The 21,028-nt window shown below is 68.5% G+C and carries 12 protein-coding genes, 1 tRNA gene and 5 pseudogenes; 10 read left to right on the top strand and 8 right to left on the bottom strand.

Going from position 1 to position 21,028, the window contains the following annotated elements; genetic code table 11:
- Window positions 1–1,672: 1,672 nt before the first annotated feature.
- The 3 genes and pseudogenes from OG992_RS31600 to OG992_RS31590 all read right to left on the bottom strand — a co-directional run.
- Window positions 1,673–1,768 (bottom strand): annotated as a pseudogene (locus tag OG992_RS31600) (leucine zipper domain-containing protein); the annotation flags it as partial.
- Between the two features lie 365 nt (window positions 1,769–2,133).
- A pseudogene (locus tag OG992_RS31595) lies at window positions 2,134–2,449 on the bottom strand (IS5/IS1182 family transposase); the annotation flags it as partial.
- Between the two features lie 104 nt (window positions 2,450–2,553).
- Window positions 2,554–3,480, bottom strand: a complete 927-nt coding sequence (locus OG992_RS31590) for a LysR substrate-binding domain-containing protein (protein ID WP_266305050.1) — start codon at window positions 3,478–3,480, stop codon at window positions 2,554–2,556.
- 73 nt (window positions 3,481–3,553) lie between these two features.
- Between OG992_RS31590 and OG992_RS31585 the strand changes: the two genes are divergently transcribed.
- Window positions 3,554–4,573: a DMT family transporter gene (locus OG992_RS31585; protein ID WP_266305049.1), complete on the top strand. Its 1,020-nt coding sequence runs from the start codon at window positions 3,554–3,556 to the stop codon at window positions 4,571–4,573.
- Window positions 4,574–4,691: 118 nt separating this feature from the next.
- On the opposite strand, the gene OG992_RS31580 is transcribed toward OG992_RS31585, so the two are convergent.
- Entirely contained in the window at window positions 4,692–5,039 is a 348-nt protein-coding gene (locus tag OG992_RS31580; protein WP_266305048.1) for an Lsr2 family protein, read from the bottom strand.
- 736 nt (window positions 5,040–5,775) lie between these two features.
- On the opposite strand from OG992_RS31580, the gene OG992_RS31575 reads away from it, so the two are divergent.
- Together OG992_RS31575 and OG992_RS31570 are read left to right on the top strand one after the other, a co-directional pair.
- Complete coding sequence (locus tag OG992_RS31575; RefSeq protein WP_266305047.1) at window positions 5,776–7,995, top strand: ATP-dependent RecD-like DNA helicase; 2,220 nt, start codon at window positions 5,776–5,778, stop codon at window positions 7,993–7,995.
- 494 nt (window positions 7,996–8,489) lie between these two features.
- Window positions 8,490–8,759 (top strand): hypothetical protein, encoded by a 270-nt coding sequence (locus OG992_RS31570; protein WP_266305318.1) that lies wholly within the window; start codon window positions 8,490–8,492, stop codon window positions 8,757–8,759.
- A gap of 42 nt (window positions 8,760–8,801) precedes the next feature.
- Here the strand turns inward: OG992_RS31570 and OG992_RS31565 are convergent.
- Window positions 8,802–8,912: pseudogene (locus tag OG992_RS31565) on the bottom strand (helix-turn-helix domain-containing protein); the annotation flags it as partial.
- A gap of 402 nt (window positions 8,913–9,314) precedes the next feature.
- Between OG992_RS31565 and OG992_RS31560 the strand changes: the two are divergent.
- Window positions 9,315–9,743 (top strand): nuclear transport factor 2 family protein, encoded by a 429-nt coding sequence (locus OG992_RS31560; RefSeq protein WP_266305046.1) that lies wholly within the window; start codon window positions 9,315–9,317, stop codon window positions 9,741–9,743.
- A gap of 156 nt (window positions 9,744–9,899) precedes the next feature.
- Window positions 9,900–10,034: a hypothetical protein gene (locus tag OG992_RS31555; protein WP_266305045.1), complete on the top strand. Its 135-nt coding sequence runs from the start codon at window positions 9,900–9,902 to the stop codon at window positions 10,032–10,034.
- A 291-nt stretch (window positions 10,035–10,325) separates the two neighbouring features.
- Here the strand turns inward: OG992_RS31555 and OG992_RS31550 are convergent.
- A pseudogene (locus tag OG992_RS31550) lies at window positions 10,326–10,448 on the bottom strand (FMN reductase); the annotation flags it as partial.
- 78 nt (window positions 10,449–10,526) lie between these two features.
- Here OG992_RS31550 and OG992_RS31545 point away from each other — a divergent pair.
- The 3 genes from OG992_RS31545 to OG992_RS31535 all read left to right on the top strand — a co-directional run bounded on the left by OG992_RS31545 (window position 10,527) and on the right by OG992_RS31535 (window position 12,878).
- A complete protein-coding gene (locus tag OG992_RS31545) occupies window positions 10,527–10,925 on the top strand; it encodes a DUF2255 family protein (protein WP_266305044.1) in 399 nt (132 codons plus the stop codon).
- On the top strand, window positions 10,922–11,827 hold the full coding sequence (locus OG992_RS31540; protein ID WP_266305311.1) for an aldo/keto reductase: 906 nt from the start codon (window positions 10,922–10,924) through the stop codon (window positions 11,825–11,827). Before OG992_RS31545 ends, OG992_RS31540 begins: the two co-directional genes overlap by 4 nt.
- A gap of 67 nt (window positions 11,828–11,894) precedes the next feature.
- Complete coding sequence (locus OG992_RS31535; RefSeq protein ID WP_266305043.1) at window positions 11,895–12,878, top strand: aldo/keto reductase; 984 nt, start codon at window positions 11,895–11,897, stop codon at window positions 12,876–12,878.
- A 594-nt stretch (window positions 12,879–13,472) separates the two neighbouring features.
- On the opposite strand, the gene OG992_RS31530 is transcribed toward OG992_RS31535, so the two are convergent.
- Both OG992_RS31530 and OG992_RS31525 read right to left on the bottom strand, forming a co-directional pair.
- Window positions 13,473–14,501: a site-specific integrase gene (locus OG992_RS31530; RefSeq protein WP_266305042.1), complete on the bottom strand. Its 1,029-nt coding sequence runs from the start codon at window positions 14,499–14,501 to the stop codon at window positions 13,473–13,475.
- Between the two features lie 611 nt (window positions 14,502–15,112).
- Window positions 15,113–15,199: transfer RNA gene (locus OG992_RS31525), tRNA-Leu, on the bottom strand.
- A gap of 232 nt (window positions 15,200–15,431) precedes the next feature.
- Between OG992_RS31525 and OG992_RS33855 the strand changes: the two are divergent.
- A pseudogene (locus tag OG992_RS33855) lies at window positions 15,432–15,848 on the top strand (tetratricopeptide repeat protein); the annotation flags it as partial.
- 2,545 nt (window positions 15,849–18,393) lie between these two features.
- The gene (locus OG992_RS31515) at window positions 18,394–21,021 is read left to right on the top strand and encodes a fibronectin type III domain-containing protein (protein WP_266305040.1); all 2,628 of its coding nucleotides are present in this window, start codon (window positions 18,394–18,396) and stop codon (window positions 21,019–21,021) included.
- Window positions 21,022–21,028 lie beyond the last annotated feature (7 nt).

Raw genomic sequence — 21,028 nt, 5'->3', positions numbered from 1 at the left:
GAACGGCTAGCCGGACTAAGGAACCCGATGCTGGACGATGCCAGCCCGGCGCCTCGTCCCCATTTGCCATCAGGTGACCCTTTCGCGGCGCCGCCCTGTCGACCATCTCGACCGTTGACGTCCAAGCCGGAAGGCGTCTGACGGTACGCCTTCCTACGCGGCTGCTGTCATCGTCCGCGAGAGCGTGAAAAAGGTCGACGCCTGGCGGCGTCGCTGCTCGCTCGAATGGCGTGCTCGCGAAGCGCGCAAAACGACGGGCCGCCTGTACGGCTTCTAGTCCGCGGCTCGAGATTGGCTGCCACCGCGCCGTCTCACCCTTCTCTCAAAGTTGCACGAAACAGCCGTCGAGGTCTAAGTCGACTCGTTGAAGCGCGGGAGCACCATCTCGCCTACAGGCCGTCTCCTCGTGAAGCCTGAGTAGAATCAATTCTGCAAATATTTGGTACCGCATTTCAGCGCGAGCGGTCGCTTCAGCCGTATCGACTCCGCCATGAGGGGCTTTCCCCACCCTATCGCGGTCAGGCACCGGCGTTCATGGGGCCTCACCCTCATCGATCTGCGGCCCCACCTACCACCCTGACCTGCTAAATCAGCGTGGAGAAAGCTCAACGAATGACTTCTGTAACTATGTTGAATGCGATCAACGTTAGTGTAGCTACCGGCATTCAAACAAGAATAATAGGACTAGTTTTGAAAGGGCGACAATTGAAGTACTCGCGGTTCATCGGAAATGCGGCAGCGATTTCGGCGCTATTGATGGGGGGTGCCGCTGTCGCCTCAACTCCAGTACAGGCAGCTCTTCCTTGTGGTTATTCCACCAGTGGCAGCGGCGCCTACTGGCATAACTGCAGTTCCCAAGGTAAGCGCGTCGCGGTGTATCAGATGTCAGCCGAACATCACCGCGTCTGCGTTGAAGGGTATGCAACGCGCTACCTGGGGCTTTGGGGCTGGGATTGGAATTTGGTCTCGACTGCCACAGTGGTTGGCAATTGCCCGTAATTGGTCGCTTCGGCGCATCCGGCTTCAGATAGCTTCGTGTCCGCTATGTCGCGAACAGGAAAATCTGCTGCGGGAATCATGCATAAGGTCGCCGACGTGCCGGACTGCGCTGACCAGGGCGGCGTAGAGGGACCGCGTTGCGCACCCACTTGGCGGCGCGGTCGTCGCCGAGCGGACAGGGCGCAAGAGGTCCCGGCATTGAGAGCACGACTCCGGGCGCTTGGAGTCGGCGCTGGATGCGGAGTTGGACGTCTACCTCGATGAGACTGGTGTCGACGAGGGGACCGATCGGTAGGTCAATAACGGGGGGGCCGCCTCGGCGGCCCTCCACGCCTTGACATCAGCGCAGCTCACAGCCTCCACTCCGCCAGCCCTGGTGAGGCGCCGGATCCAACGAGCCGGGCAGCCCAACATCCTCGACACTCGCAGGAGCCGGTCCAGCGGTAAAGCCCACCCACGGCGCCGATATGGCGCTGGCGCAGCACAGCGCCAGCTACAGCTCAGGCGGTTTTCCTGGCGGAGAGTACGGATTCGGGCCGACAGGACCTGCAGCAGCATCAACGCCGTGTAGGCGTGCCGCGCAACGTCTTTGGCGTTGCCGATCAATGTATGCAGTTCGGGCTGCTTCGGTGCGGGATCGAGGGTCGATCTCGAAGCCCGGCATCGCCATGGGTCGCCAGCGGTTGACCCACTTGCTGGCGCAGGCTCGGGAGATGCCCATCTCGGCAGCGACGTGAGCAATCGGGCGGGATCGGCATCGCTCGACCAGGCGTCGGCGGCCTTATAGGGACAGCGGGGCGTTGCGGTGAGACACCGGGACGGGTTTCCTAACGGTCTGCTCCCGGCGCGGACCGCCGTGTCAGGTTGGCAGTCCGGCCGGGCCGGGGTAAAACGAGTGGTCGGGCGCGACTGGGCGACCGTGGCTTACTGCATCCGTGGGAGCCGCGAGGTCAGTCGCCATAGGACCGTTCATTCGCACGCTCGGGCAGTATGGAGCGGGTCAGCGCTGTCGGCGATGCGTGAGTGGCGAGGAGCCGTTTCGTGCCTGCCGGCGACTGCGAGACCGGCGTTGGCGATACGTGCGAGAAGCTCGTCACGGGTGCGGAGGCCGAGGTGTTCGGCGAGGTCCGCCAGGCCCTGCTTGCCCCGATCCACCGGCGAGCGTCCAGCCCGCTTCTCCCCCGCCGGGCGCCTTGGTAATGGCACCATCTATGGCGATCTGATCCAGGACGAGACCGACGATACAGTCGTAGGCATCGAGCGCGATCTGCTTCAGCCGGGCGAACACGCCTAGGCGTATCCACTCGTCGCGGCGGTTGCGGATCGTGGCGGCCGAGCAGCCGGAGTCCGCGATCGCCTCGTAGGAACAGCCGAACCGGAAAACCTGTAGCAACAAGGCGGCGAATTGATCCCACAGCGGCTCGGTCAGCCATGATGGCAGCGCAGGCACAAATCTCCTCGTGATCACGTCGCAGTTCCATGATCGCGGAAACTGTGCTCGTCTCATCGCCCGGCCTCGCCTGCTGCCTATCCGCGCAGCCTCTAAGCGGTCGACTAGGGCTTCCTCGGGTCGAGCTTGTGTAATTGGTCTGTCACGGCCGCCAGGAAGGCGGTGAGTGCGGGAGCGGGTGGTGTGTCTCGGGTGGCGGCGACCAAGCGGCGTTGGAGGGCGGTTTCGGCGATGTCTCTGATCGCGAGCGCGGGGTCGTTGCTGGGCAAGGTCAGGGCCGGCATTAGGGCGACAGCGGTCGCGGCGCGGACGAGTTCCAGTTGGACGTCGGCGTCGCTGGCGCGGTGCCGCAGGTCGGGTTCGTAGCCGCCGAGGGCGCGGCAGGTTCCGACGACCATGGCGTGGTGGCCGGTGCCTTCGGCGGAGGCGGTCCAGATGTCGGACCGCAGGTCGGTGACCGCGACAGGGCCGCCAGGCTGGGCGAGCGAATGCGCGATTGGAAGCACGATTTTCAGGGGCTCTTCGAGCAAGAGCGTGAAGCGCAGGCCGGCTGGGCGTGGGCGAGGGTGGCTGTCGTACTCGTCGCCGATGACGAGGTCGACCGTCCCGAGGCGTAGGCCTGGCAGGGACTGTTCGAGTTCCAGCTCGAAGATTTCCACACGGACGTGCGGGTGGTCGGCCTTCATACGAGCCACGGCCGGGATTAGTAAGCGGCGGGCCGCTGATTGCAGGCCGCCGGCGCGGACGGTGCCCCGGATGTCGCCGCTGACGCCGGCCAGGTCCGCTTCTGCCGCCTCGGCGGCGGACAGCAGCACCCGCGCATGCTGAGCGAGCAGGTGCCCGGCGTCGGTCAGCCGCACACCGCGTCCGGCTTTGTCGAGCAGCCGTGCGCCGACGTCCTTCTCCAGCAGGGCGAGCTGTTGGGAGACCGTCGACGGGCTGTAGCCCAGAGCCGCCGCGACTGCGGCCAGGGTGCCACGTTCCTCGAACTCCCGCAGAAAGCGCAACCGCCGAAGGTTCAGCTCGATCATGCGGGAATCCTAACGATTCACCCTCAGAAATCATCGCTAGACCCGATGCGTCCGCTGACCAATCCTTGGATGCATGGGTGTAGCACTGTGTCTCTTGTCCGCAGCTTGCTTCGGCGCGATGGCGATCTTCGGCAAGCTCGCCTACGACGCCGGCGTCTCGCCGGGGGCACTGCTGCTGGCGCGCTTTGCCCTGGCGGCCGTCGTGCTCGGGATCGTCCTACTGGTGCGGCCGGGACTACGCCGTTCGGCATCCAGTTCGCCCCCACCTGAGGCGGTCGGTCCGTCGACGATGACACGCGGCCGGGTGCTGGCCATCGCCGTTGGACTGGGTGCCATTGGGTACGCCATGCAGGCGAGTCTGTTCTTCTCCGCGCTGCAGGTGATGGACACATCCCTGCTGGCGTTGATCTTCTACACCTACCCGGTCATGGTTACCGTGGTGGCGGTGCTAGTCGGCCGTGACCGGCTCACCCCCGCGCGCGGCGCCGCGTTGGCGGCCGCCTCGGGCGGAATACTGCTGGTCCTGCTCGGCGCCGGTGGCATCAGTTTCCACCCAGGCGGGGCGCTGCTGGCCTTCGCCTCCGCGATCACCTACACCGTCTACATCCTCGTCGCCGACATCGTCGTGCACCGGCTGGCACCGGTGGTGCTCGCCGCGCTGGTGATGACCGGCGCGGCCGGCACCCTCGGCGCCCGCGCCATGCTCACCGGCGGCGTCGACCTCGACTTCGGGGTGTCGGGATGGTTCTGGCTGGCCTGCATCGCCGGCGTCTCCACCGTCGTGGCAATGCTGACCTTCTTCGCCGGGCTCAAGCGCATCGGCCCGTCGACCGTGGCCGTTTTGTCCACCTTGGAGCCCGTCGTCACCTCGGCACTGGCCGGGCTCGTCCTGCACGAGTCCCTGACCCCGGTGCAACTCGCCGGCGGAGCCCTCGTGCTGTCCTCCGTCGCCGTCCTCCAGCTCCGACCCACCGGCACCCACCGCAAGGACTCGAGCATGCCCTCGGCGTCCGACCAGCTCGCCCGCGGAAACCATCACATTTCGGGTCCAGCACGCGAAGGCCGCTCCGAGCCGGCCGTCCCGGCGCCGTAAAGAGGACCGCTTGGCCGTGGCGGCTAGGTTGATTCACCCCGCCGTTCGCGCGCCCAATGGCGGCAAGTCAAGTCAACTCTCGGTGGCTCCCTCGATGAACAGCGGTGTCCGCCGCTGGTCAGCGGTTCCGATAGGCTTGAACAATCGAGATGGGGATGCGGCCGCGTTCGGAGATCTTATGGCCCTGGCCGGTAGCCCATTCCCGAATTGCACGATTCTCGTCACGAGTCGTGCCGAGCGCGGGAGCCCGGCCTGCGGTGCGGGCCGTTCGACCGTTGCCTCCCGTAACTCGACCGGCCCGCCTACCAGCACTAATGTAAGGGTCGAGGGCCTTGCGGAGGGCGCCGGCGTGCTCGTCGGAGAGGTCGATGGAATACGCCACCCCGTCCAGGCTGAACTCGACAGTTCGATCTGCGGTGCCACCGTCGAGGTCGTCGGTCAGTACCGTTACGACTTTCCTAGCCATTGCTGCACGCCCCTCTATCGCACTCGGCTGCGAGTCATGATCGAAGCGTAACAGTCGATGCGACCGCGGTCGCATCCACCGTTGGGTGGACGACAAACTGTTGAGGGTCACTGCCAGATCTTGCGACCCCGGTGCCCTCAGATGCTTGAGGCCACGTTGGCTTGCTTCTGTTGTTCCTGATCGTGTCGTCCCTTAGCTTTGTTGCCACGACTTCGGCTCCAGCTGTCCTGAACCGTCGGTCGGGCCTAGGGACCGGCGGACCCGCATTCCCGGCGTTCTGGCCTAACGTGGTTTCCGGACCTGCGTGCTGATGCAGGTTTGGCTTGGGACGAGGTCTTGGCCTGATCGTTGACATCTTGCACTATCTCAAGTTAGACCCGGAGCTAGACGGAGACGCGACCTCGCCGGCGCTTCTGCTCACCCATGAAATCACGATGGCGACGATTGATGGTGAGGTAAGGGTCGACACGTGCTGAGCCAACAGTGATCGTCGCCAGATTTCTGGCGGCTTTCAGCCTCCAATAATGGATGGGATAGACGTGGGGGACTTTCTGCCGCCCTAGCTAGGTGGCCGCTCCGTTGGCTGAACCCGCCACCGCCACCACCACCGTCAGCATCGCGGTGCGTTCGACTCGGTCACCCTAGCCAGACGCGCGGCCTGGCGGCCCGCTCCGCACCCGGCCAGCGAGTCGAGCCGATGCACCGGGTTTTGCTGTAAGGCGGTGGTGGCGGCACGATGGTGTGCGTGTCTGCGGCTGTGTCGTCCCGCCCGTCTCCGCATGTTCTTGAGGCGGTGTTGGAGCGGCTGACCTATGTCAACGAGGAGACCGGGTACACCATTGCCCGGGTCGCGACCGGGCGTGGTTCGGATCTGCTGACTGTGGTCGGCGCGCTGTTGGGGGCGCAGCCGGGGGAAAGTCTGCGATTGCAGGGTTGGTGGTCGTCGCATCCGCAGTACGGCCGCCAGTTCCAGGTCGTCTCCTACACCACTGTGCTGCCGGCGACAATCCAGGGGATCCGGCGTTACCTGGGTTCGGGGTTGATCAAAGGCATCGGGCCGGTGTTCGCCGAGCGGATCGTGGAGCATTTCGGCTTGGACACGTTGCAGATCATCGAGGACCAGCCGGACCGGCTGGTGGAGGTTGCGGGGCTCGGTCCGAAACGCACGGCGAAGATCACCGCTGCGTGGGCGGAGCAGAAGGCCATCAAGGAAGTGATGGTTTTCCTGCAGGGTGTTGGGGTGTCCACCTCGATCGCGGTACGGATTTACAAGAAGTACGGTGACGCCTCGATCAGCGTGGTGCGTAACGAGCCGTACCGGCTGGCCGCCGATGTGTGGGGGATCGGGTTCAAGACCGCTGACACAATCGCCCAAGCCGTCGGGATCCCGCACGACAGCCCGCAACGGGTCAAGGCAGGGTTGCAGTACACGCTGTCGCAGGCCACTGACAATGGCCACTGCTACCTCCCCGCTCCGCAATTGGTTGCGGACGCGGTGAAGATCCTTGACGTGCCGGCTGAGCTGACCGTCCGCTGCCTCGACGACCTGATTGATGAGGAAGGCGTCGTTCGCGAAGGCTTGCCCGGCCCGGACGGGCCGGTTCCGGCGATCTACCTGGTGCCGTTTCACCGCGCCGAGCAGTCCCTGGCCGGTTCGGTGTTGTGGCTGCTCGGTAGCCGCACCGACCGGATGGCGCAGTTCGCTCGCGTCGACTGGGAGAAAGCGCTGACGTGGCTGAAGGCACGCACGGGCACCGATCTGGCCCCGGAGCAAAAGCAGGCCGTCCGATTGGCGCTGACGTCGAAAGTCGCCGTGCTCACCGGGGGTCCTGGCTGCGGTAAAAGCTTCACCGTCCGCTCGATCGTCGAACTCGCCGCCGCGAAGAGAGCGAAGATTCTGCTTGTCGCGCCGACCGGGCGGGCCGCGAAACGCCTTGCCGAGCTGACTGGCCAGCCCGCTGCAACGGTGCATCGGCTGCTGAAGCTGCAACCCGGCGGGGATCCCACCTACGACCGGGACACACCCCTGGACGTTGATCTGCTCGTCGTGGACGAGGCGTCCATGCTCGATTTGATCCTGGCCAACAAACTGATCAAGGCAATCCCACCCGGGGCTCATCTGCTGCTGGTCGGTGACGTCGACCAGCTGCCGTCCGTCGGCGCGGGGGAGGTGCTGCGGGATCTCCTCGCCGCGGATCCGGTTCCCCGGGTGCGGCTCACGCAGGTGTTCCGCCAGGCCGCCGACTCCGGGGTGGTCAGCAATGCCCACCGGATCAACGCGGGCCGGCCGCCGATCCTGCAGGGCATGAGTGACTTCTTTCTCTTCTCAAGCGACGACACCGAGGCAACCGCCGCGTTGACCGTCGACGTCGCGTGCAGCCGCATCGCGAACCGCTTCGGATTGAATCCGCGCCGTGACGTGCAGGTTCTCGCTCCGATGCACCGCGGCCCAGCCGGAGCCGGTGTGTTAAATACTTTGTTGCAGCAGCAGCTCACCCCAGCGCGGGAGGGCATGCCTGAACGCCGCGTCGGCGGCAGGGTGTTCCGCATCGGCGACAAGGTCACCCAGGTCCGCAACAACTACGACAAGGGCCAAGCGGGAGTGTTCAACGGCACCGTCGGGGTCGTTACCGCCCTGTCCACCGACGAGCAAACTCTGACTGTGTGCACCGACGAAGACGAACTCATCGACTACGACTTCGACGAACTCGACGAACTGTCTCACGCCTACGCGATGACGATCCACCGCTCGCAGGGCTCCGAATACCCGGCGGTGGTCATCCCGATCACGACCAGCGCCTGGATGATGCTGCAACGCAACCTGCTCTACACCGCCATCACCAGAGCAAAGAAACTCGTCGTCCTCGTCGGCTCCCGACGCGCCCTGGCAGCCGCTGTACGCACCGTCGGCGCCGGCCGCCGCCACACCGCCCTCACCCACCGACTCGAGGCGTAGCAGTCGCCACGCCAGCCCGGCACGGCCTCCGCGCCGACCGCGGCGAGCCAAACGGCGCACGGTCACCGCGAGTTCGTCGACCCCCGGCTGATAGTCGTGGCGATGCAAAGATGTGGTTCGCCGACGGCCGGCGTCATCTAGACGTAGAGCGTGAGAACGTCAACCGACGCAACCAGGCTCAGGGTGTCGGCGTCGAAGTCATCGCACTCGTCGGTGTCGTGATCGGTGGCTTCTGGTCGATCGGCGTTGGCCTTGCAGCACGGCTGTGTGCGGCCCGAACACGCCGTGCAGCAACAGCGGTGACCTTTTGTGGTGCCGGTGGGATCGGTCCTCGGTGTTCCGGCGGGGACCTTCATCGGCCAAGTGCGGTGGCTGGCGGAGCGCATTCGTCGTGCTCACTGCGCTGACCGTGGTCGTTTTTGTGGCGGATATGGTGGTCCTGCCCCCGGCTGCCGGCGAGGCTGCCGGTCAGGTTCACGGCGCTGGTGGACCTGGTGCGCGGTCGGACGGGCCGCGCCGCGTTCATCCTGACGGTCCTCATCGTGACCGCGCACTTTGGCACCTACACCTACGCGGCCCCGTTTCGGCAACAGGTTGCCGGTGCCGCCTCGGTGACCCTGTTCCTACTTGTCTCCGGTATCGGCGGCGGCGTGGGCAACTTCGCGGCTGGCGCGAGCGCACGGCGCCGACTGCGGGCCACCCTGATCACCGGCGCCGTCGCATTCGCCTCGGCCACCGCCTGCTGCCCGTGTTCGGCACCGTGACGACCGGCAGGTTGATGCTGCTCGCCGTATGGGCCGTCGCCGCCAGTCTGCCATGCCAGCCAAACCGTGTTTGACGTATCGGTCGGCCCATCGCCTCGCGGTCGGCCAGGACACGTCATAGCGTTCGGCTGCTCAGGCGACAAGCCAGCCCTCACCGCATCCTTCCTCAGGCACAGCGCCCGGCGGATCAGGCCGTAAATGCCTTCGATCCTCACACCCTGGAGCCGCCCTGAAGGCGGGGTGAGGCGTTGTACCCGCAGTATGTGTCCATGTCGCTGCTGTTGGTAGGGAGCAATCCGGGGCTCGGTTTGTATACGGCCGACGCCTCTGACATGCCGACATGTTGTACGTCGCCGAACACAGGGTCATCGGCACTCCGCGGATCGACACCGACGCCGCGTGTCGCCTTGACCGCGTTCCTCGACGACGCCGAAACCTAGAGTGAATTCCACGCACTCATCAGGACATGATCCGACCCTCATCACGGCAGTCGCAGCGGCTCGTCCGGGCCACGATCCTCAGCGCCGTGTGCCGAGGGCGTAGAAAGGAGAGCAAGTGTCGGATACCAGGCTCGACGAGGCGATCGAGGAACACTTGGCGGCGCTGCGGAGTAGAGATCTAGAGGCGTACGCAAAGACGCTCGCGGGCGAGGTGGTGCTGATCCTGCCCAGCGGCCGGATGGTGGACGGCAAAGAAGCGGTGGTGGCCCTACATCGTGAGATGTTCGCCGACGATAGCTGGAGACAACAGCTCACCCTGCGCCGCATCACCTTGGCTGACAGCACAGGTTGGGTACTCATCGAGTACCACCTCGTTACGGTGGACGCTGATGGATGGATGGTGTCCCAAAGCAGGGCATACTTCACGCTGACGTACGCTCTGCGCGACGATCGATGGCTGATCATCGCTGATCAAAATACGTCGCTTCCTTTGCCAGCCGCGCGCTGGTCAACCATACGACGGCACATGACGCCGAGCTTCTGAACCAGGAAGTCCCACTGAAGGCGCGTTTCGTAAGTAGGCGCTGGTCGAGTGTGATCACGGCGCGGCGGTGATCAGAAACTGGAGGGGGTCTCCGGTATGTGGGTTAGCGCCCAAGCAAACCCGAATCCGCACGAGCTGCGCGAGGATGAAGCCTGCATGAGCAACGCGTTCGCCGGCCCATGGTGGGATCTACGCTGGGGCGGCTTCGCCAAACGCCAACTACAGCAGACCTTGCAAGCCGAACTCCTCACCGAGCTGGCCGCGGGAAACAGGACGCTGCACCCACTTTGACCTGCAGAAACGAGAAGCCGCAGCGGGGACAAGTGCAGTTGAGCGCCGCCGTGCGCTATTGGATGCAGTTCAACGCCGTTCAGGACACCTGGCTGCTCCCACCCTGCTCCCCCCATCCCGCGCCCGTCGCCCTGGCGCCGCCCAGGCGCCTTGGGGCTCCGCTTCGGCACGTCTTCACCGAGCAGTGCGAGGCCTACGTTTAGTCAACACGACCGGGGCGCCGAAGCGCGGCGCGCACGGTCGGCGGCATGAGCGCACACCGGACCACGCGGGTTCAACGGACCGGCAGCGTCAGCGCTGCCTAACGGATATGTCTTTGGTAAGGCAGGTGGTTCCGTCAGGGCTGGCAAGTGACACCGACTGGTATCCCTCGCTGTGGTAAAGGTCGATGTTCCGCAGGCTTTTAGTGCCGGTGACCCTGGAACCGGTACACCGATGTTTGCTGGTACCAGGCTGGGTACGTCCTTCGTCGAGGAGCATGAAGGAGAAGCTGTGGGACCCGAAGCTACGACGACATCCTGGACAGGCGAGGAGCTGGACATCATCGGCCGCGCCGAGGAGCTGCGGCTCGCGTCGCTGCGCGGCGACGGCACATTGAGCCGGTGGGTGACGATGTGGGTTGTCCGTGCCGGTGACGAGCTGTACGTCCGCTCGGCCCGCGGCCCGGCCAACCCCTGGTACGTGCGGGCGGTGCGCGCCGGCGCGGGGTGTATCCGCGCCGGCGGCCTGGAACGCGACGTGGTGTTCACCAAGCCCGCCAGCCCCGACGTCCATGCCGCCATCGACGTCGCTTACCACGCCAAGTACGACCGTTACGGACCCGCCATCGTGGGCTCCGTCGTGGGAGAGGAAGCGCACGGGGTCACCCTCCGCCTGCTCCCCCAGAACTGAGAGGAAACGCTTTTCATGTCCACCGCTTCGCCGCTGACGCTGAACAACGGCGTCACGATTCCCCCATCGGCTTCGGTGTCTTCCAGACCCCGCCGGACGAGACCCGCGACGCCGTCCAGGCGGCCCTGTCGACCGGCTACCGGCACATCGACACCGCCGCCGCCTACGGCAACGAGCGCGAGGTCGGCGAGGCCATCGCCACGTCCGGCGTCGACCGCTCCGAGGTCTTTCTCGAAACCAAGATCTGGATCAGCGACTACGGGTACGACGAGACCCTGCACGCCTTCGACAAGAGTGCCCGCAAGCTGGGCGTCGACCAGATCGACCTGCTCATCCTGCACCAAGCCCTGCCGTCGGAGTTCGACAAGACCCTCGACGCGTACCGGGCGCTGGAGAAGCTGCTGGCCGACGGCAAGGTCCGCGCCATCGGCGTCAGCAACTTCATGGTCGAGCACCTGACCCGGCTTCTCGATACGGCTACCGTCGTGCCGTCGGTGAATCAGATCGAGGTGCACCCCTATTTTCAACAGCGCGAGGTGCAGGCCTTCGGTGCCCAGCACGGCATCGTGTCGCAGGCGTGGTCGCCGATCGGCGGCATCACGTTCTACCGCGACGGCGAGCACACCAGCACGCTGCAGGACCCGGTGATCGGTGAGATTGCCACGGCGCACGGTAAGGCACCCGCGCAGGTGATGCTTCGCTGGCACCTGCAGCAGGGCCGCTCGGCGATCCCGAAGTCGACCAAGCCGGCCCGGATCGCGGAGAACTTCGATGTGTTCGACTTCGAGCTCACCGGCGAGCAGCTCGCCGCGATCGACGCCTTGGACACCGGCAAGCGTGGCGGCCCCGAGCCGGAGGCCATCACCCTCGAGAGCTTCGGTCGCGATATCCCCGAAGCCTGATCCAGCCGACCCCGCTGTCCCGCCGGGGGCAGCGGGGTTCGACGCACCACGACACGGAGGAAACACCATGCGTACCGCGAAGCTCAACAAACTCGAGGTCGCCCGCATCGGCCTCGGCGCGATGGGAATGTCGCACGGCTACAGCGGCGCCGGCAGCGACGACGCCGAGTCGATCCGCACCATCCACCGCGCGATCGACCTCGGCGTCACCCTCATCGACACCGCCGAGGTCTACGGCCCCTACGTCAACGAGGAACTGGTCGGCAAGGCCCTACAAGGCCGCCGCGACCAGGTCGTGCTGGCCACCAAGTTCGGCCTGATCTCGCACACCGGCCGTGGCGCCGGCAGGCCGGACAGCACCCCGGACAGCATCCGCAGCGCGGTCGACGGGTCACTCAAGCGCCTCGGCACCGACCACATCGACCTGTACTACCAGCACCGCGTCGATCCGGACACCCCCATCGAGGACACCATGGGTGCCCTCGCACAACTAGTGCAGGACGGCAAGATCCGGTACGTCGGCCTGTCCGAGGCCTGGGTCGACACCATCCGCCGCGCACACGCCGTGCACCCGGTCACCGCGCTGCAGTCGGAGTACTCGCTGTGGACGCGCGACCAGGAGGAGATCCTTCCGCTGCTGCGCGAGCTCGGCATCGGCCTGGTCGCGTACTCCCCCCTTGGCCGCGGCTTCCTCACCGGCGCTTTGCGCACCCCGGCCGACGTCGAGAAGCTCGACGACAGGGACTTCCGCAAGAACCACCCACGCTTCACCGGCGAGAACTTCCAGCGCAACCTGCGCCTCGCCGACCAGGTGAAGGCGGTCGCCGATCAGGTCGGCGCCACCTCGGCCCAGGTGGCACTGGCCTGGCTGCTGGCTCAGGGCGACGACATCGTTCCCATCCCTGGCACCAAGCGGGTCAGCCGGGTGCAGGAGAACGCCGCCGCGGACGCCGTCACGCTCACGCCCGAGCAGATCGCGGCCCTCACCGCCCTACCCGTAGCCGAAGGCGGCCACCACACCGACGAGCAGATGCAAATGATCGAGCGCTGAACCGCGCTGGCTAGCCCTTTAGAGCTGTCGTCTTGTCCGGGCATCTCTCAAGCTCAGCTGAGAACACCCGGTCGGGGCTCAAGGCGTACTCAGGACGCGGCCACAGGACCTGCTCTTCGATGGCGATGCTGTGATGCGCAGCCCGAGCGCAGCGTCCCCTTCGGGCGGTTTATTCGCGATGACTCGGCGGCAGCTCGGGATTCACGTCGTTAGCCGAGGGCCAGTGATTTCGCGGGACTGGGCCAGCCATTCTGCGGCCAGCCGTCGCGCATCTAGTCGGGCCGTGTGTGAAGTGCGGCAGGCTGGCTGGGGCCCTTAGCCACCGGTGCGGTCTCTTCCGCGCGCCAACGGTAGACCGTCACTCGGCTCGTCGAGCCGCCCATCGGCACCGATCGCATTCTGAGCCGGCAGGCCGGCGGCTGCGGCAGTGCTGCCCCTACTCGCCGTGCTCGATCTTGACGCGATCGCCCTGGCGTGCCGCGTCCACTGGAACCTGACGTGGCGTGTTGGACATCGACTCCGGCGGTCTCGCGTGTAGCGCGGGAACGGTAGCGCTCGAGCTGGTCACGTCCGTCGGATCGGCGGTTCGACAGGCTACGCCGATGGCCGTGGGCGCCCTCGCTGTTCGATGGCCATTGGGTGTGGGTGACCGGTGAGGGCGCTTAGAGCGGCGGCGACGGCGTGCAGGTCGGCTTTGATGTAGGTGGTGGTGGCGGGTCCGCGGCGGTCGGTGTGCCCGGCGCGGGCGACGGCGTAGCCGAAGTGCCGCTCGACCCAGGTGAGGGTGGTGTGGCGCAGCCAATGGATGGAGATGCCTTGGACGGCGACCCACGGCAACTGCCGGCCAATGCGTTGCCACATCAGGTCGTAGCGCCGGTACGTGGCGGGTTGGCCATTGCGGTAGCGCAGCACCGCATCGGACGGTGCGACGGCGCCGCGGGCTCGAGCGTGATCGTCCAGTCGACTGGCGAGCATCGGTGTGATGGGCTGCCAGCGTTGCGTGCCGCCCTTCTCGCGCAGCCGGATGAGCGCGTGCTCGGTGTCGAGGTCGGCCAGGCGCAGCGCGAGGGCGCCGGCGCGTCGGCAGGCCGTTTCGGTGTGCAGGCGCAGTAGCAGGGCGTCGAGCACGATGTCGTGGCCGCCGCTGCGGGCGGCGGCGTTGATGTCGGACAGTTCGTCAGGGGTGAGAGCACGGCGAGTGTTGGGCAGCCGGCGAGGTTTGCGGACCCGGTGGGCCGGGCTGTCCACGATGGTCAGATAACCGTCGGCGATGGCGCGGTTGTAGAAGGCGCGGGCGGCGGCGATGAGGTGCTCGCCGGCGTGCCGGCCGTTTCTGGAGTTACGGCGAGGGCGGGCGCCTGCGGCAGGCTGTCGCATGAGGGCTTCGATGTCGCTGGCCCGCACCGCGTCGATGCGCCACTCGCCGTAGGCGGCGGCCATTCGTCGCCATGAGCTGCCGTAGGTACGTCGGGTGGCCGGGCTCGCCGCCGCGACAACCGCAGGAAGGTACTCGGCGACCGTCGGCACGGCCGGCCGGTTACTGTCGGTGAGGTCGGCGGCAGTAACGCCCAGGTGCTCGAGCAGCGCCCGGGCGGTAGCGACACGATCGGGATCCACGGTCATGAGGGCTCTCCGAGAATGCGGGCGTGCAGGTCGGCCAGGACCGCCGCGATGGTGTTTGAGGGGTGCGCGACGACACGGTTCTGGCGGGGCAGGGCAGCCAGAAGCACGGGTTCGCCGGGAGCGATGCCGCACAGGTGTCGGGCGGCGGCCGGTAGGGGCAGTTCCTCGCGGGTCCCCACGGCGTGCGCCATCGGCGGCCGGGGTGATCAGGAATGCGCCAGTCACGACGTCGACGTGCAGGGTGAGGCCCGGTGTCCAGCCCAACGCCCGCAGCAGCCCACGAGCGGTGACGCGGCCAGCGGCGTCGGGGCGGCCCACGTCGAACAGCACGCCATCACTCGTGCGGGCGGCGGGCGCGGGCAGTGTCGGCAGCGGCGCCGGCTCCGGCGATGCGACCGGCAGTGGGGTGGGTATGAGCGCCTCGACGATCTGCTCGTCGGGCCGGCGAGGGCGCAGCCTGCCGGGGCCTCACCTAGGCCCCCGCCAGCACGAGGGCGAGGGGTTCAGCGCAGGTGGCGCCGGCTCCCTGGGGTCGGTGCGCACATATGAGTCGTCACGGCTCGCGTCCCCACGCGAGAGAAAGTTGATCTCGCGTGGATATCCACGAACTTTGGTGTCCGAGGGGGGACTTGAACCCCCACACCCTATACGGGTACTAGCACCTCAAGCTAGCGCGTCTGCCATTCCGCCACCCGGACCTACTCGTTCAGCCTACCTCGCCGACCAGATGATCTTCCATCCGGTATTCAGCACAGCGGGCCGCACGGGGAGTTACTGTACACGCCGCTCGTGGATCATGCACATCGCCTTCCGGCGCCTCTCCCCCGTCGCTTCCGCCACTGCTCAAGCCGTCTCAAAACACCCGCACCGACACGCTGTCGGAGCGTGTCCGGGTAGCGTCCGGCGGCCCTCTGACGGCAGCATTGCCACGTGTCCCATCCCTCCCCCCTGGCAGCCGCCCAGCACCGAGCCCTCGCCCTGCGCGCCGCGGGCGACCTCAGCGCCGCCCGGCAACTGCTCGCGGAGGCCGTCGAATCCGCTCCCCCGCCGTACGGTGACGACCATCCCGAGGTGCTGCACACCGCGCACCTGCTGGCACGGCTGCACCGGGAGGGGGACGACCCGCTCGCCGCCCGCCGGGTGTTGGAGGAGGCCTTCGCGGCGGGCGAGCGGCGCTGGGAGCACTCCGACCCGCTGATGCTCGCGCTCGCCTTCGAACTCGCCGAGGTGGCGGAGGAGCTCGGCAACCGGCACGAGGCCCGCCGCAACTACACCCGCGTCGCCACCGCCGGGCCCGCCGCACTGGGGGAGAACCACCCGGCGGTACGCGCAGCCCGCGACTACCTCGGCCCACCTCCGTCGACGCCGGGCGAGCAGCACCCCACGCCGACGCCCGGTCCGGCCCGGGTCGGCCCGGTGACCGAGCCGGGCACCCGGTCGGCGCTTGCCGGCCCGACCCTGTCGCTGGCGACCCTCGCGGCGATGCGGCCCGCCGCCGGTGGCCCGCCGACCGCCGTCTCGCCCTGGGCGCCGCAACCGCCGGCCGCGTCCCCACAAACTTCTCCAGCGGTACGCGCGCCAGCCACACCCACGCCACCCCGCGACGTCACGCCGGCACCGGTCCCAGCCCCTCGGGCGACGCCCGTTCAGCCGGCAGCTTCCTCGATCGCGCCAGCGCAGCCCGACCCACTGACGGCAGCACCCCGACCTGCGACGCCGCCCCGCCCGCGCGCCGACGCGCCACGGCCGGCGAGTGCGATGCCACCCCGTCAACGCCTCGACGAGCCAGCGTCTGGACCGCCCCGGCCGATGCCCCGGCCGAGGGCTGAAGACCCGCCGACGACGGCCGGGCGGCGGTCACCAGACCGACCGCCGTCCGGGCCGACCGTGGCACCACGTCAGCGGGTTGGTGGTCACGCCACCCCGCCGGTGGTCGACGTGCCGCCTCCACCGTCGACACCGACCGCCCCGGCGTCGACCGCCCCGCCGGCGACACCGGCGGTGCCGGCACCTCGCTGGGACGACCCGACCATCCGGGTACGGCAGATCGAGCCGCTACTCGCCGAGGAGGCCGCCCGAGCCGCCGACCGGCCAACCGCGCCAAGTGAATCGCACAACGTGTCCGGCGTCGAGGCGACATCATCGGGCCGACCCTCCTCGGCCGTTGGCCACCCCGGGCCGGCGTACCCGGTGAGCGGGCCACCGGCCCAGCCCATCAGCGCCCCGCCGGTGACCCCGCCTCCGATCTCCGCGCCCCCCAGCCAGCCGTACCCGGTCTCCGGACCACCGGCCCAGCCGTACCCGGTCTCCGGACCGCCCGGCTACGGCCCACCCGTCTCCGCACCACCCGGGCACAGCTTCCCCGTGTCCGGACCACCCGGCTACGCCCAACCCGTGTCCGCACCGCCCGGGCACACCTACCCCGTGTCCGCACCGCCCGGCTACGGCCCACCCGTCTCCGCACCACCCGGGCACACCTACCCGGTGTCCGCGCCGCCTGGTTTCGGGCCGCCTGTCTCCGGGCCGCCCTACGGAGCACCCGTCTCCGCGCCGCCGGTGAGCGCACCACCCGTGCCGCCCTGGGGGTTGACCGCACCGCCCTGGAGCAGCAGCGCCCCACCGCAGCCGCTGCCCACTCCAGGTGCCGACTCCCCCACCCAGACCACTACGGCTGCCCAGGCCGCCACCACCGAGCAGGCCCCGGCGGCTGGGCACACCACGATGGACGTGGGCGGTACCGGCACGATGGGTGACTCTGGCTTGGGCATCCTCGACGCCCCGGTAGTGCCGACTCAGCGGGCTCCTGGCGCGCTGTCCGACCAGACCGTGGTGTTGCCGTCCGTACCGGCGCAGGGCGGCCCGGCCGAGGTCGAGACCAGCCTGGGCTGGCCCGCCGCCTCGCAGACCAACCCCACCGCCGCACAAACGCACCTCACGGCCGCCCAGGCGAACGCGAGCATCGCCGAGGCGGGCCCCGTTGCCGCGCAGCCGAGCCCCGCTGCGCAGCCAGCCTGGCCCCCGCGCGTCGGCGCCGACCCGGCGCTGGCGCCGCCAGCCGCGCCGCCACCGGTCCAGCAGTACCACCACCAGCCGGCCCAGACGCTGTACCCAACCCCGGCGCCCCAGACGTCGTACCCGACCCAGGGTCAGCACCAGGCGCCGTACCCGGGCCAGCAGTACCACCCGGTGCCGGACGCGTACCGGCCGGCGTACGCCGATGACGGTGGGTCGACGGGCCGCAACCGGGCGGCGCTGATCGGCGCGGTCGTGGCGGCCGGGGTGGCCGTCGTGGCGGTGGCGGGCCTGGGTGCGGTGATGCTGTCCCGCGACGATCCGCCGCCGACCGGAACCGCGCCGACGGGGGCGGCACCGACGGCGGTCGGGCTGCCGCCGGGCGACCTGAAGCTGCGCGACGATTCGGCCACGATCACGTTGACCTGGACGGACCCGACCGGCGGCGCGGTGCCGTTCATGGTCGCCGCCGGCAGGGCCGGGCAGGCCCTGGGTGTGATGGCCACCGTGGACCCGGGCCGGACCAGCTACACCGTCAACGGGTTGAACTCCCGAGTGGATCACTGTTTCACCGTGTTGGCTGTCTACTCCACTGACAGCTTTGCGACTTCCGGGCAGGTTTGCACCGCGCGGGAGCGCGAAGCCACGTCGAGCGGGGAGCCTTCCGGCCGGGCGTCGCCGCGCTGAGTCGAGCCGAAACCGCGCCGCGTCGAGCGCGAACCGGGCTGAGCTGGACGTCCACAACGCACACTCTCGGTATCCACAGGGGTGACGGTGCGGGTTCCCCCGCCACCACCAGCGCCATATGATGGCACCCGGCTCAGGGGAGGGGTCGCCGGAAGGCGCGCCACCTGCCACGACTCAGGGGAGGCAGCCGGCTGTGGCCAGCATCGACGACGCCGTACAGACCGAGGCCCCCCGCTCCCGGTCCCGGCTGCGCGGCGGGCTGGTGACCGTCGGCACGGTGGCCGCGCTGTTGGCCGCCATGGGGCTGACCGTCCTCGGGTTGGGCGCTGCGGACAACGCGGTGGCCAACTACGACGCGAGTTCCTGGCTGTGGAGCGCGGCGCGCAGCGAGCTGGCCCGGGTCAACGGGGTCACCGCCCGGGTGGACACCCGCACCGAGATCCCCGGGGCCCGGCAGCACCCGATGCAGATCACCCAGACCGACCGGCTGCTGATCCTGCGGGACCTGCAGACCGGGCAGGTCAGCTCCCTGGACCTGGCCACCCTCCAGCTCAGCGCGACCACCCGGACCACCCCCGGCCTGGGCGTCAGTGTGGCCCTGCACGAGGACGCGGCGTTCGTCGTCGACGCCGTGCAGGGCATCGTCCGGCAGCTCGACCCGCGATCGTTGACCCCGGTGGGTGAGCCGGTGCGCTATCCGCCGGGCATCACCGGCGGCACCTTCGACGGCAAGGGTCGACTCTGGATCGCGGTGCCCAGCCAGGGCACGGTCTCGGCGATCACCGCCGCCAAGCTGCCGTCCACGCCGGCGTCGGCAGCGCCCGCGGGTGCCGGGCTCAGCCCGCAGCGGGTCGAGTCGTACGACGTCGCCGACGCCAGCCACGAGCTGGTGGTCTCCACCCTGGACGACGGGGTGGCGGTGCTCGACCGGACGGCCGGGAAGCTGGTGCGGGTGCAGCACGGTGAGGTGCACCCGACGCCGCTGACGCTGTCCGGTCCGGCGGCGCTGCCCGCGCGCACCAGCGGCCCACGGGTGCCGGTCACGGTGACCGCCGACCGGCGGGTGCTGTTGGTGGGTGACGGTGGGCAGGAGAGCGGGTTCACCGTGCCGGGTGAGGGGGATCGGCTCAGCCCGGCGGTGGCCTGGGCGAACCGGTTCTACTGCGCCGACGAGGCCACCGGCACCATCTACTCCTTCGACGCGGCGGGTCAGCTTGTCGAGACCATTCGCGGGCGGGCCAACGGGCCGCTGGAGCTGGAGGTCCGGGAGAACCACCTGTTCATCAACTCCCCCGACTCGGCGACCGCCCGGGTGGTGGACGACAAGCATCAGGTGCGCGAGGTCAACAAGTACGCCAACGACGTGCTCGGTGGCGACCCGCCGCCGGTTCCCCCGCCGCCGCCCCCGCCGAAGAAGCCGCGGGTGGGTAAGCCGAGCGCGCCGCGCAGCGTCACCGCAGCCGCCGGCAACGCCCAGGCGCGGGTGAGTTGGCGCCCGGCCGCCGCCAACGGGGCCGAGATCATCAAGTACGTGGTGGAGGGTGCCGGCCAACGTGTGCAGGTGGGCGCGAACCAGCGTGCGGTGGAGGTCAAGGGTTTGACCAACGGTGAGACGTACCGGTTCGCTGTGCACGCCGTCAACGCCAAGGGCGACGGCCCGCCGCGCAACAGCAACCCGGTGACGCCGACCGCGGCGGTGCCCGACCCACCCGCGAGCGTCACCGCCCAAGAGCGGCCGGACGGTACGGTGCTGGTCAAGTGGCCGGCGGCGAACGGGCAGGGCAACACCATCGCGAGGTACGCGGTGACGGCCAGTTCGGCAGGGACGAACGCTCCGGCCGGCGAGTCGACGAAGACGGAGCTGGTGGTGCCCGCCGGTGAGTTGGAGTTCGGCACCCAGTACGCGTTCACGGTGGTGGCGGTCAACAGCAAGGGCGCCGGGTCGGCGGCGTCCCCGGTCAGCAACACCGTGGTGCCCTTCGCGGCGCCCGGTCGGCCGCTCAACCTGCGCGCCGGGACCGTCGCCAACCAGCCGGGCGCGGTGACGGTGCAGTGGGCGCCGGCCGAGGCCAACGGTCGGCCGGTGACGAAGTACCTGGTGGACGTCGGTGGGCGGGTCAGCGAGGTGACCGACACCCGCACGACAGTCAGCGGGCTGGGCAACGGCCAGAACGTCACGGTGAAGGTGAAGGCGGTCAACGAGGCGGGGCCGGGCCCGGAGGCCACCGCCACCGCCCGCACTGTGGCCGAGCCACGGGTCACGGTGACCGGCTCGTCGTCGACGGCCACCGGGGCGACTGTCACGTTCACGGTGGACGCCGGTGGCGGTCAGGCCACCTGCACGCTGACCACGACGGGCGAGCCGACGAAGGCCGGGGCGTGCTCCAGCATCACGATGACGGGCCTGACGCCGGGCACCAACTACACGTTCACGGTGACGGCGAGCAACGCCGCCGGCAAGGGCACCGCCAAGAGGGCGCAGGCAACCCAGGCGCAGTACGGGATCGCGACCTGCCGCAACGGCGCGTCCGGGCCCGAGTCGACCTACTGTGACCGGGACCGGGATGGCCGCAACGGCAACGAGATCTTCTCGGTAGCCCGACAGGACAACGACAAGCAGGTGGGTTGGGCGAAGCCCGGCAGCCGGCTACAGGCGTACTGCAAGAAGTCGGGCGAAGAGGTGTACGCCTACATCTACAACAACGAGAAGCGCAGCACCTGGTGGGTGCAGGTCAACTACGGGGGGAAGAAGAACTACATCCCCTGGGCCTGGCTCAACCTGGAGGGCGGCGACACCATCAACGTCCTGCCCACCTGCTGAGGACACC

It is taken from the genome of Micromonospora sp. NBC_00362 (assembly GCF_026342155.1).
Classification (GTDB): Bacteria; Actinomycetota; Actinomycetes; order Mycobacteriales; family Micromonosporaceae; genus Micromonospora; species Micromonospora hortensis.
This window is presented reverse-complemented; position numbering and strand designations above follow the sequence as displayed.